The sequence below is a fragment of the Sulfuricurvum sp. genome (assembly GCF_028713855.1).
Classification (GTDB): domain Bacteria; phylum Campylobacterota; class Campylobacteria; order Campylobacterales; family Sulfurimonadaceae; genus Sulfuricurvum.
In genome coordinates, this window is sequence record NZ_JAQTNN010000004.1 from 170,964 (window position 1) to 182,778 (window position 11,815).

Sequence of the window (11,815 nt, forward strand, 5' to 3'; positions counted from 1 at the left end):
CTTATTTTCCTAAGTGTTTGATAAATTCTTGCGGTTCTTTGAACCCGACGATATCGGCATCTTTCTGATGTACCCCGTTTTCATCGAAAAACAAGATCGCAGGAGGACCGAAGATACCGAATTTGCTGCTGATCGCATGTGCCGCTTCATCGTTGGCAGTCAGGTTCACTTGTACAAGCACGTAACTGTCCATTGCCGTTTTTACACTCTCATCGCTAAACGTTTTCTCTTCGAGTTCTTTGCATGCCGTACACCAATCGGCGTAAAAATCGACCATTATTTTTTTTCCTTTGTTCTTAGTCAAGATGGCATCCAACTCTTCGATCGAAGTGATTTTTTCAAATGTTTTATGCTGCGGCGCACTTACAGCAGCCGGTGCTTGTGTGGGGAGAAACGGATTTAATGGATGGAGAGGATTTTTTGCCCCTGCCATACCACCTAGCAACAGCGACATACCATAAAGGAAAATGACAATTCCGAGCGCTTTTTTATTAGCACGTGCACACCGGATACATCGTCCGCGAATCGGTTCCAAAGCTCCGATATTGACCGCTACGAATACCGCCAAGGCTCCCCACAGCATCATTGATATATTCTCATCGAGGATACGGCTGATCATCCAAATTGAAATACCAATCAACATCACTCCGAAAATCGATTTGATGTTATCCATCCATACGCCGGGGCGAGGCATGAATTTACCAGCACTCGTTCCGATTGCGATCAAAGGGACTCCCATACCGATACTAAGTGAAAATAGAGCCACCCCACCCAGAAGTGCATCTCCCGTTTGACCGATATAGATTAAAGCTCCAGCCAATGGTGCGGCGACACACGGTCCGACGATCAACGCTGATAAAAATCCCATAATCGCAATACCGATAACACCGTTGCGCGATCCGCTAATCTGAGTAATTTTAGACTGAATCACATTGGGAATTTGAAGTTCGAATAGATCGAACATCGACATCGCCAAAACAACAAAAATCAGAGAGAACAACGTAATAATCCATGGTGTTTGAAAGGCCGCCTGTAAATTTGCACCGAACAATCCTGCCAAAATACCGGCGATCGTGTAAGCAACCGCCATAGAGAGAACATACACAACCGAGAGCCAAAATGCTTTCTTCGTCCCTAATCCTGCCCCCTGAGCCATAATGACCGATGAAATAATCGGTATCATTGGAAAAACGCACGGTGTCAGTGCCAAAAGAAGCCCGAATCCAAAAAAACTAAGGATGATAAACCAAAGACTTCCCCCTTTGATAACTCCGGCAATTTGATCGGTTTCAGACCCTTTCGGCTGAATTATTGGTTCTTTTTTTACTTCAGTATTTAGCTGAGGCATCGGTGCAGGTTCAACCATTTTGGTCTCTGCGACAGGCGTTTTTAGGATTGAGGAAGATTCTACTGATTGTTTCAACGGAATCACATCAGCATTAAGCGTGACTTCCAACGTTTTCTCGATCGGTTCATAACACAATCCTGCCGATGAACACCCTTGATAAGAGAGTTTGACGTTTACCTTTTTTTCACCGCTGAGCTCTTTGGTTTTTACCAAAGCAATACGGATAGCAGGTGAAGATTCATAGACAATTTCTCCATCCAGTTGAGTCGGTTTAGCCATCGTGATCGTTCTAAAATCGATCCCGTCATTGTTATCAGTGTCCTCCACTTTTAACTTATCGGCGTAAATGTGAATTTGATCCCCCATTGTCAACTCGACACCGATTGTTTTGGAGTCAACCATTTTGGCTGAAGCTTTAAAAGCCTCTTCAGGCTGTAAAAAACCAACTCCAAAAACATTTAATGAAATAAGTAAAAACAATAGCCAACGCATGCATAAACCTTATGAAAATTTCATCTCTATTTTATCACAAGTAACTGTGTCCAAACTCACAGAGCAACATTGTTAATATTTTTCAGTTTAGACATAGCCTCAAATGCTACACTACAGACATTGTTTTGAACGTAAAAGGAATAAATTATGTCAAACCGCCTAGCCCTTGAGGATTCTCCTTATCTCCAACAACACAAAAATAATCCACTGGATTGGTATCCATGGTCCGATGAAGCCTTTAATCGGGCTAAAAAGGAACATAAGGCAATCTTTATTTCCATCGGCTACAGCAGCTGTCACTGGTGCCATGTGATGGAACATGAGGTATTTGAAAATAATGAAATCGCCGAATTTGTCAATCAGCATTTTATCTGCATCAAAGTTGACCGTGAAGAACGTCCCGACATTGATAAACATTACCAAGAGCTACATTCCCTCCTCAACCGTCGAAGCGGCGGATGGCCTTTATCGATTTTTTGCACCCCTGAAAACAAACCTTTTTATGCCGCAACCTATATTCCCCCCTACAACCGTGAACGAATGATGGGGTTCAGCGAACTAACCGCGATTATCGCCGAAAAGGTGGCACTCAACGATGAAAAGCTGTTCCAAAATGCCGATGAGATTACGACTTACCTGCGTCCCAAAAATGAGCCTGTTCAGGCAACGGCACTGAAGGATACAATCATCACCCAGTTCATACTCCAAGCACAGCACAACTACGATCCTGAAAACGGCGGATTCTCTAAATCCCCCAAATTCCCTCATGTATCGACCTTACAAACTCTCATGAATATTCACCGTCTAGATCCGAACGATGAGATCAAAACGATGCTGAAACATACCCTCGACTCGATGGCGTTGGGGGGAATGTTTGACCTCATCGACGGAGGGTTTTGCCGTTACAGTACCGACGAGGCATGGCTCGTGCCGCACTTTGAAAAAATGACCTACGACAATGCTCTTCTGTGTATATTGTACGCTGAATCGGGTATGCTCTATAACGATGAGCATCATCTCCGTATTGCACGTGAAAGTGCCGATTTTATGACCCGTTTAATGATGGAAGATGATCTGTTTTACAGTGCCAGTGATGCCGACAGTGAAGGGGAAGAAGGGAAATATTTTGTGTATTCCTATGATGAGATTCTAGCGGCACTCGAAAAATGCGCTGTTGATAACCCCCGTGAAGCGGCTAAAATGCTCAACGCTTCCGAGGATGGGAATTTTGAGGGTCATTGCATTATACGTCTCTCTTCCCATGAACGCCCCGAATGGTTTGAATCTTTCCGTGCAGAGCTGAGTCATTTACGGCAATCACGTACCTATCCGTTTATAGACCGTAAAGTTATTACCGCATGGAATGCAATGATGATCAAGGCTCTGTTCGTTTTAGGACGTGCTTATCCCGCATACCATTCACAAGCAATTTTGTGTTTGGAAAAACTCTCAGCGTCCATGATTGTCGATGGGAAATTAAAGCACTCCACTCTGATCCATAAAACACCTAAAATCGATGCTTTCTTGGAAGATTATGCCTACTTGTGCGATGCACTTATTGAAGCTTATCAATCCACTTTGGATGAATCTTATCTTATTCAGGCACAACGGTTTGCGCACAAAGCGTTGGAACTCTATTATGAGGAGGGGAAATGGTATTTCAGCCGTGGAGCATTTACCACGATAGCCGAATTTGATGATGGAACCTACCCAAGTGCAATGGCCGTAATGGTCAATGTTTTACTCAGCATGGGGATATTAAACGATCAAAAATACCGTCATTTTGCCTACAAAAGCCTCGAGTATGTCTCGATCAAGCTAATGAAAACCCCCATCTATTATCCGAGCCTTACCAACCAAACGATCCGTTATCTCAAAGAACAGCGTCTGATTAAAAGCTCAACAAAGAATCTCTCTCACATTCACAAACCGTTTATTTATCCGTTCGTTCTCCTTAAAAATGATGAATCATTGGAAGAGCTAAGTGTTTGTGGCGAACAATCCTGCTTTGCAGTGACAAAAGATGTTACAAAACTTGACGAGTTAATTGCGACAACGTTATAATGAAGCACTAAAGGAGTAAGTAATGGGCAGTAAACACTCTATGGCAACGGCGGAAATCGCCGAAGCCGAAAAAATGGAAGATATCGTACACGAAGAGCGTCGTAAAGATCAAGCACTTCCGACAAATGAAAAACGTAAAACAAGTTCAAAAGAGGAACGTCTCCCTGTTTGGATTAAACAATCGGTTTTGGAATACGAAGGGGAACTCAAAAAACTTCAAATCGAGCTTCTTAAACTCCAGAATCATGTCAAAGACCAAGGGCTTAAAATACTAATGATTTTTGAAGGGCGTGATGCCGCCGGTAAAGGGGGGACGATCAAACGAATCACCGAACACCTCAATCCGCGCGGTGCCCGCATCGTAGCTCTCGAAAAACCCTCTGATGTCGAAAAAACCCAATGGTATTTTCAACGTTATATCAAACACCTTCCCAGCGCAGGAGAAATCGTTTTCTTTGACCGCAGCTGGTACAACCGAGGCGGTGTTGAACCGGTTATGGGATTTTGCACCGAGGAAGAACATCAAGAGTTTTTGAACCATGTTGCCGAGTTGGAGCATATGCTCGTTAACTCTGGAATCATCCTCTTCAAATTTTACTTTTCTGTCTCAAAAACAGAACAGGCACGCCGATTCAAAGAACGTAAAACGGATCCTCTTAAACAATTCAAACTATCACCCGTAGATGCTAAATCTCAAGAGATGTGGGATCAATATACCATAGCCAAACACTCAATGCTGCGTGCGTCTCATACCGGAACCGCCCCTTGGATCATTATCCGCTCTGATAACAAGAAAAAAGCCCGTCTCAACTGTATCAAACATATTTTATCGAGTGTCCAATACCCATCCAAAAACCCGCCGGATCTAACAACATCGAAAAAAGTCTTGGTATGGGGGGATGAAGAGATTAAGATTTTAGAAACACACTTATTGAATGAATCGAAGAAAAAAGGCTAACCCTCCAAGGGTTAAAGGAATTTAAGAATTTCAGATTCGATATTCTCTTTATCGATGACCGTGTCTTGAACGACAGGTTTCTCAAATAGCCCTTTAATCATCGCCGGGATAGGGGTAGAAGCCGTTTTTGAAATTGACTCAAGCGCATCAATATCATTAACATCTTTTTCACCCGTTAGCGCATTGGCAATTGTCGGAGAAAATTTCGTCCATTCTGCCGTTGAGTAAATGATCGTTTTGATCGGTTTGGTCGCACAGCAATCATACGCTTTAAAACATGTGGCTGTATGGGGATCCATCAGATATCCGTGATCGAATGCTTCTTTGATGTATCCTTTTCCTTCCGCACCGTTGCAGTAATCCGCAGCGAACAACATTTGAAGCTTCATCGTTTCATCATCGCTAAGTGCATAAAAACGCTCCGCTTCCAACGCGCCCATAAGTTCTTTCGTCCGTTCAGAACCGAATAAATCAAACAAAACACGCTCAACATTACTGGAAATCAAAATATCCATTGCCGGAGATGTCGTTGCGATGACGTGTTCGCCGCGCAGATCGTAACGCCCTGTATTGATAAGACGTGTGAGAACGTTGTTTTCATTCGAAGCGATAATGATCTTCTCAACCGGAAGGCCCATTTTATAAGCATAGTATCCACCCAAAGCATTACCGAAATTTCCGCTTGGGACATTAAGATAGACTTTGTCACCTATCGCAATGACCTTTTGTCTTGCCAATTCAAGATAGCTGTGAATGTGATAAATGATTTGGAAAATAATCCGGCCGAAATTGACTGAATTCGCCGCAGAAAGGGAAATATTTTTAGTTTTAAGGGCATCTTTGAAAGTTTGAGAAGCAAGTAAACGTTTTAAGGCACTTTGAGCATCATCAAAATCCCCTTTGATTCCGATTACTTTGAGATTCACCGCATCTTCCGTGACCATCTGAAGACGCTGAACATCCGATGTTCCTCCGTCAGGATAAAGACATGCTACGCGGACATTCGCTCTGTTTTTAAACGTCTCCAATGCCGCAGGACCCGTATCACCGCTCGTTGCCGCTAAAATCAGATATTCTTTTCCCCGTTTTTGAGCGATCGAAGAAAGAATGACACCAAAAGGTTGAAGCGCCATATCTTTAAATGCTCTGGTAGGTCCGTGATAAAGCTCGCTTACATACAAATCATCACGTACTTTTACAACCGGAACCGGATTCATCGGATCGTCAAATTTATCATAAAGCGACAAAGCTTCGTCAATTACTGATTCATCAATATCAATTGCCAAAGTCGTGAGAAGATCTTTCGCCAATACTTTGTACGAAGAGTTCAGATGTTTGATAAGAAATGCTTCACCAAGATTCGGAAGTTCAAACGGAACATACAATCCGCCAAACGATGCGATGGGACTTAAAATCGCCTCTGAAAAGGTGACCTGCTGTGGATGGATTCCGTCATTTCCGCGTGTTTCTATAAATTTCATCGTACCACTTTGTAAAATTTTTATGATTATAACAAAGCCGCTATCAGGAAAGGCTTAGAGGAAGAAAAGTTAACTAAAACCTCCTCTAAAGCCCAAACACTCTAAAATACGTTCAAATATTACGAGGACTCCAAAAATGCCATTTTCTACACTAGGACTCTCTGTTCACATTATGCGTGCACTTCATGAAAGCGGTTATACCAAGCCGACTCCCGTCCAAGAAAAAGTCATTCCGTTGGTCCTCGCGAATCATGACATACTGGCAAGGGCTCAAACGGGAAGCGGCAAAAGTGCAAGTTTTGTATTACCGATTTTGGAGCAGTGGTCAAAAAGCAAAGGTGAGGGTAAATCGAAAATCAAAGCGCTTATCCTCACACCTACACGGGAGTTGACGCAACAGGTCGCACAAACGTTTGAGACCATGGGAGCATTTTTACCGAAACAACCGAAGGTAGTCACTGTTATCGGCGGCGAAGGTATCGGAGACCAACTCTACGCAATCCAGCAAGGGTGCGATATTCTTGTTGCAACATCGGGAAGATTTCTCGATGTACTGAAAAAAAAGCAGATGAATCTTTCGTATCTGGAGTTCTTTGTACTCGATGAAGCGGATAAGATGCTCGATCTTGGCTTTGCTGAAGAGCTTGAGCTTATACTCCAAGAAATCCCTCTTAAGCGTCAAAATCTTCTATTTTCGGCAACGTACCCTCCTAAAATGGAACTCATTGCTTCCAAAATCACAACAAATCCTCTGCACGTTACAATGGAATTCGAAGAGCCAACGGTGGTGAGTATCCACCAGCGGGTTATCGAGGTCAACCATGAAAATCGCGGTCCCCTGCTCCGTCATCTGCTAAATAGCGAGAAATGGGAGCAGGTGCTTGTCTTTATGGCTAACAAGCGAGCCGCCGATAATATCGCGATGAAATTCAAAAAGTACGGTTTTTCAGCCGACTCCTTTCACGGGGACCTCCTTCAAGAGGATCGCACCTACACATTAGAGCAGTTTAAAGCGAAAAAAATCCGTATCCTTTTTGCTACCGATATTGCCGCACGCGGACTCGACATTGATGATATTACCTGCGTTGTCAACTTCGATCTCCCCCGCTCTCCTGCCGATTACATCCACCGGATAGGACGTACGGCCAGAGCAGGCAAGTCAGGGATCGCAGTATCATTCATTTCCCATGAAGATCAGGATCATTTTGTCCTAATCGAAAAACGTAGCAAAATAAAATTGAATAGAGAACAAATAGCCGGTTTTGAATTAAAAGGGACGCCGCCGCCAAAAGTACGAGGACCTGAACCTGTTAAAGGAAAAGGAAAAAGCAAAAAAGACAAACTACGAGAGCAAGCATCTCAGAATAAGGGGAATTAAAATTCCTGTTCACCAAACATTCATAATTATTGATTAATATTTCTTAATAAAAAAAATCGAGAATACAATTGAAACAAATACTTATGAAATATCTGGTTGGAGGAGCGTTGCTTACAACCACATTTTTAGACTGTCTACACTATTGTAAGTTTTACCTGTCCAACAGGATTTAACTATACTTTCTTTCTTAAATGAATTCAAACGAGGGTCATCCCGCTTTTACTTTATTGCATGCTTCATGTTCTAAAAACCCTTTTATCCCTTATTGAGTGGTTGAATAGGCGGCTTAAATACGCATATTCATATTATCACTCAAAACCATATCATCAAATTTATGTAATCGAACTGATTTAGGCTTTACATTGAGAGGTTTGACATAGCTCGAAAAATTCATAATATCGGTAAATTTTGCTTTCAAACCTACCGTCACTGCAAACGTGTTATCTGAAATATTATTGGCGTATTCGGTTGTAAAGTAACCATAGTTCAGGCTATATCCGCTGTAAATACTGTTTTGACTGTTCATGTAAAAATAGCCCAACCTCATATTTTTGTCAGGATAATAGTTGAAACTACTTCCGTAATTTTCTTCTTTACTCGAAAGTCTTTGATAAAGTTGGTTCCCTTTTAACGTAACATCTATCGTACCGATTGGTATCTCAGTACGTTTGGCAATTTGATAATATGTTTCTTTTATGGTTTGATTAGCAATTTCGTTTTCCATATTGCCGTTATCCAATATCACCTCTGTCATATTACTACCAAGTTCCAAATCGACATTAGGATAAAGGGCATAACCAATCCCTAATGCAGCAGAGTACTGACTGACATTTTTTTTAGAGGATTCATAATTATAGAAATTCTGATTGAGATAATTGACACCGAATTTCACATACAATGAATCGTGTAAAGGATTTATCTTTAAAAGCGCTCCGGTTTTTATATAATCAGCAGATTTTTCAACCTTGAGTTTGATATTTTGCGCATTATAATAAAGGCCTGCACCACTCTCACTTATTCGTGTCGGATCAGGTGGGGTATTGATTTTATATATTGAAATTAAACTTGCAGAATTAGAAGCATTTATGTCAGAAGCATAAACAGTGACCATTCCAATACAAAGTTGATATGCAATCAAAAACCGGATACCCATCCATCAGCCATTCAATATTTTTTGTTTTTCAGCTTCAAATTCAGCTTCAGAGATGACCCCTTCATCCAACAATACTTTGATTTTTGCCAATAAATCGTATTTATTGGTCGGATCGTCTCCATTGATTTTTGGTATTAACTTCATTGATCGACCAATCATCAAGTAGAGTAAAACACCGATAAAAGGTAAAAAGAAAACGACAAGGAGCCAAATAACCTGCATTAGATCTTCTTGAAATTTGGAGGTAATAATATCAATAAGCGCCCATACCCAAATAATGAAAAAACCGATAACAATGAAAATTAAAAACAATTCTAATCCGATTAACATTTCCATCTTACAATCCTTTCACTTCATATGCAAAAGTATACTCAGGAATGGGTGAAAATAGTATGAATTAAATTCTTCTACTATTGATTTTATAAAAATGATGAAAAAACAATAAATTAAACCGGCTTAATCGGTACGATTTTTGCTTGTCATAAAAAGCATATTCGAAACTTTAAATGTCAAAAGATGGAGCTTGTAAGATTTTTTTAATTTCCCATATGTTTTCATTTTTAAAGGAGATTCCATGACGATTAATGGAGGATCTGTTTGGGCGACCCCTGCACAGTCTTATTCCAACAATAGCGTCCAAAGTCAAAGCAGTGCTAGCGGTATGGCTCCGACAGATTACAGTACAGTGATGCAGCAGGCAGGAAATACCCTTATTGCGACATTGGACAGTGATAAAAGCGGTACAATCGATAAAGCTGAGTTTTCTCAAGCTGCTCAAGCACTTGCTCAAAAAACAGGTAATACGTACAACGTTGACACTGCATTTAATGCTATCGATAAGAATAGTGACGGATCCATTAGTGCTGATGAGCTTTTAAATGCCCTGAAACAAGCACGATCACAGAACACTCATCATCACGGTATGCATAAAACAGATGCGCAGTCAGCTACAGGGCAAACCACAGCATCTACAACAGAATCCGCATCAGCAAGTGAAACGTCCAGTTCTTCCAAATTGCAATCTATTTTGATGCAGCGGATACTTTCAGCCTATACCGGCGGCGATACTAAAACCGGTTCAACAACGCTTGCCACGGCTTAAAAACAACAGTGTATCACTACCAATTTGAAGCTTTTAGCGCACCGTGTGAGCTACATATCGATGCAGTTGATGCATCGATAGCCAATAATGCAGCGAAAGTCGTTTTCGAAAATGCTAAACACTTAGAACACCGGTATAGTTTTTTCCGAAACGACTCTGAGATTTATTGTGAGGGGTAGGATGAAATGAGAGTGAATCCAAAAGAGCGCGAATCCCTAAAATAGGGAGTTTTAAGCGCGAATCACTCATGTTTCATTATCAAAACCACTCACCAAATCTTCACTATCGCGTCGTTTTACGCAAATACCCATTGATTTTACGAAAAAACAGACGAAACGCCACGCATATCATCGAGCGTAAAAGATCGTTATTATCGGCTTTTATCGCACGAATACACCCATGAAAATTTTTACGAAAGCCCCGCGTCGATTCCCATATAATAACGTGTGGTCAACAGTGTGGTAGAAGTGTGACTAAGGGACATAATAAAGGGACAGTTAGGGACATTAACTTAGGGACATTATACATGTCAAAGAAAGGGACAAAATAACATTTCAATATCAAAATCAATTAAATAATTTTATTGATTCGGATATGTCTATATTTATTTCATTTCCATGTCGTTCTGTAGCTATAGTGTTTCCTTCAATATGTGTGGCAGCTTTCCCATTGATACTATATATTTTGTAAGCACCATCTTTTGAATATTCAACTTGATACATTCCTCCGATATATGATTCATCAGCACTGCGAGGAGTGCATAATACATATGCAGAGTTATTTATATCTCTTGCTCTGCAATATGGGTCTTCATAAATTCCATTTTGTATATAAAAATCTGTAAGCTCATTCTCTACTTTCTCATGTGGGGAGCTACTACATCCACTTATAAACAACAATGCAATCACGGTGTAGGTTATTTTTGTCATGTTTAATCCTATCTACAAATTGAATTTAAATCAGAATGGTCTGATTTTAGCCCGGACGATCCCGATGATCGTAACGTGTTCTAGATCTTTTCCTTTGAGTTCGATCTCGTCGTACTCATTGTTATCGCTGAGGAATTTTACCCATCGATTGAGTGGGTCTTTTTTGATTCTCTTTATATATATGTCTCCGTTGATATTAGCAATAACGGTCTCGCCGTTGCGGGCATCATCGATGCGCTCTACGATAACGGTCTCTCCATTGCTGATGAACGGTTCCATTGAGTTGCCGAAAACGGTGATAATGTCGAGGCAGTCAAAACGTCGGATATTGAGGAATTGCTCCAGAAACCTACGATCGAATTTCATAGTCTGCTTGCGGAACTCGTATTCGTTGATCCCGCCGTACCCTGCCGCAGCTACGATATCGGGGTAGTAGTTCAGGGCGACAGCGTTTTCGTCGTCTTCCGGTGGAGCTTGGACGGCGATCGGGAGGTTGGCTTCACCATCCTCAAGCATTTTTCCTTTACCTGTTAGCAGCCACCAACCATTTATCAAGAATTTTTCTTGTATTTCTTCTGCTTCTGAAGCCTTTAACTCTTTAACTTTGCCACTTTCCAGGTCTTGAACTCGTCCAATAGTCCATTTCATAGTAGAGGCGAACTCCTTCTGAGAGCCTATTTTTAGGTGTTTTCTAACTTCTTTCAATCTATTTTTAAGCATAACATGTCCCACCCTATCACTTTTGCAAGAAAATATCTTGACACACAAGAATATTTCTTGTACAATGCCACTATACCAAAAAAACATTGTTTTGTTTTTATGGTTGTGTTCTCTTTTGGGTCAATTATATCCCAAAGGTTTTGATTTTCCGCCGCGTAACCACGACATTATGCGGGCTTCTCAATGCTCA

At 41.2% G+C, this 11,815-nt stretch carries 11 protein-coding genes; 5 read left to right on the forward strand and 6 right to left on the reverse strand.

Annotated elements, in window-relative coordinates:
- Position 1 precedes the first annotated feature (1 nt).
- Complete coding sequence (gene dsbD, locus PHI47_RS05685; RefSeq protein WP_299934800.1) at positions 2–1,840, reverse strand: protein-disulfide reductase DsbD; 1,839 nt, start codon at positions 1,838–1,840, stop codon at positions 2–4.
- A gap of 147 nt (positions 1,841–1,987) precedes the next feature.
- Between dsbD and PHI47_RS05690 the strand changes: the two genes are divergently transcribed.
- Together PHI47_RS05690 and ppk2 are read left to right on the forward strand one after the other, a co-directional pair.
- Positions 1,988–3,904 carry a thioredoxin domain-containing protein gene (locus PHI47_RS05690; RefSeq protein ID WP_299934803.1) on the forward strand — a complete coding sequence of 639 codons (1,917 nt, stop codon included), beginning with the start codon at positions 1,988–1,990 and terminating at the stop codon, positions 3,902–3,904.
- A gap of 22 nt (positions 3,905–3,926) precedes the next feature.
- Positions 3,927–4,862 carry a polyphosphate kinase 2 gene (gene ppk2, locus PHI47_RS05695; RefSeq protein WP_299934805.1) on the forward strand — a complete coding sequence of 312 codons (936 nt, stop codon included), beginning with the start codon at positions 3,927–3,929 and terminating at the stop codon, positions 4,860–4,862.
- Positions 4,863–4,873: 11 nt separating this feature from the next.
- Here ppk2 and thrC read toward each other — a convergent pair whose 3' ends face one another.
- Complete coding sequence (thrC, locus tag PHI47_RS05700) at positions 4,874–6,343, reverse strand: threonine synthase (RefSeq protein WP_299934807.1); 1,470 nt, start codon at positions 6,341–6,343, stop codon at positions 4,874–4,876.
- A gap of 136 nt (positions 6,344–6,479) precedes the next feature.
- Here thrC and PHI47_RS05705 point away from each other — a divergent pair, with 136 nt between their 5' ends.
- Positions 6,480–7,721 (forward strand): DEAD/DEAH box helicase, encoded by a 1,242-nt coding sequence (locus PHI47_RS05705; RefSeq protein WP_299934810.1) that lies wholly within the window; start codon positions 6,480–6,482, stop codon positions 7,719–7,721.
- A gap of 286 nt (positions 7,722–8,007) precedes the next feature.
- On the opposite strand, the gene PHI47_RS05710 is transcribed toward PHI47_RS05705, so the two are convergent.
- On the reverse strand, positions 8,008–8,874 hold the full coding sequence (locus PHI47_RS05710; RefSeq protein WP_299934813.1) for a hypothetical protein: 867 nt from the start codon (positions 8,872–8,874) through the stop codon (positions 8,008–8,010).
- A gap of 3 nt (positions 8,875–8,877) precedes the next feature.
- A complete protein-coding gene (locus PHI47_RS05715; RefSeq protein ID WP_299934815.1) occupies positions 8,878–9,210 on the reverse strand; it encodes a PLDc N-terminal domain-containing protein in 333 nt (110 codons plus the stop codon).
- 238 nt (positions 9,211–9,448) lie between these two features.
- Between PHI47_RS05715 and PHI47_RS05720 the strand changes: the two genes are divergently transcribed.
- Together PHI47_RS05720 and PHI47_RS05725 are read left to right on the forward strand one after the other, a co-directional pair.
- Positions 9,449–9,976, forward strand: a complete 528-nt coding sequence (locus PHI47_RS05720; protein ID WP_299934818.1) for an EF-hand domain-containing protein — start codon at positions 9,449–9,451, stop codon at positions 9,974–9,976.
- 8 nt (positions 9,977–9,984) lie between these two features.
- On the forward strand, positions 9,985–10,155 hold the full coding sequence (locus PHI47_RS05725) for a hypothetical protein (RefSeq protein WP_299934820.1): 171 nt from the start codon (positions 9,985–9,987) through the stop codon (positions 10,153–10,155).
- A gap of 387 nt (positions 10,156–10,542) precedes the next feature.
- Here PHI47_RS05725 and PHI47_RS05730 read toward each other — a convergent pair whose 3' ends face one another.
- The gene (locus tag PHI47_RS05730) at positions 10,543–10,905 is read right to left on the reverse strand and encodes a hypothetical protein (protein ID WP_299934822.1); all 363 of its coding nucleotides are present in this window, start codon (positions 10,903–10,905) and stop codon (positions 10,543–10,545) included.
- A 30-nt stretch (positions 10,906–10,935) separates the two neighbouring features.
- A complete protein-coding gene (locus PHI47_RS05735; protein WP_299934824.1) occupies positions 10,936–11,553 on the reverse strand; it encodes a LexA family transcriptional regulator in 618 nt (205 codons plus the stop codon).
- Positions 11,554–11,815: the final 262 nt, after the last annotated feature.

Bases quoted from the DNA above. Each gene is read 5' to 3' on its own strand.
- dsbD (WP_299934800.1), bottom strand. From the start codon at position 1,840: ATGCGTTGGCTATTGTTTTTACTTATTTCATTAAATGTTTTTGGAGTT.
- PHI47_RS05690 (WP_299934803.1), top strand. From the start codon at position 1,988: ATGTCAAACCGCCTAGCCCTTGAGGATTCTCCTTATCTCCAACAACAC.
- ppk2 (WP_299934805.1), top strand. From the start codon at position 3,927: ATGGGCAGTAAACACTCTATGGCAACGGCGGAAATCGCCGAAGCCGAA.
- thrC (WP_299934807.1), bottom strand. From the start codon at position 6,343: ATGAAATTTATAGAAACACGCGGAAATGACGGAATCCATCCACAGCAG.
- PHI47_RS05705 (WP_299934810.1), top strand. From the start codon at position 6,480: ATGCCATTTTCTACACTAGGACTCTCTGTTCACATTATGCGTGCACTT.
- PHI47_RS05710 (WP_299934813.1), bottom strand. From the start codon at position 8,874: ATGGGTATCCGGTTTTTGATTGCATATCAACTTTGTATTGGAATGGTC.
- PHI47_RS05715 (WP_299934815.1), bottom strand. From the start codon at position 9,210: ATGGAAATGTTAATCGGATTAGAATTGTTTTTAATTTTCATTGTTATC.
- PHI47_RS05720 (WP_299934818.1), top strand. From the start codon at position 9,449: ATGACGATTAATGGAGGATCTGTTTGGGCGACCCCTGCACAGTCTTAT.
- PHI47_RS05730 (WP_299934822.1), bottom strand. From the start codon at position 10,905: ATGACAAAAATAACCTACACCGTGATTGCATTGTTGTTTATAAGTGGA.
- PHI47_RS05735 (WP_299934824.1), bottom strand. From the start codon at position 11,553: ATGAAATGGACTATTGGACGAGTTCAAGACCTGGAAAGTGGCAAAGTT.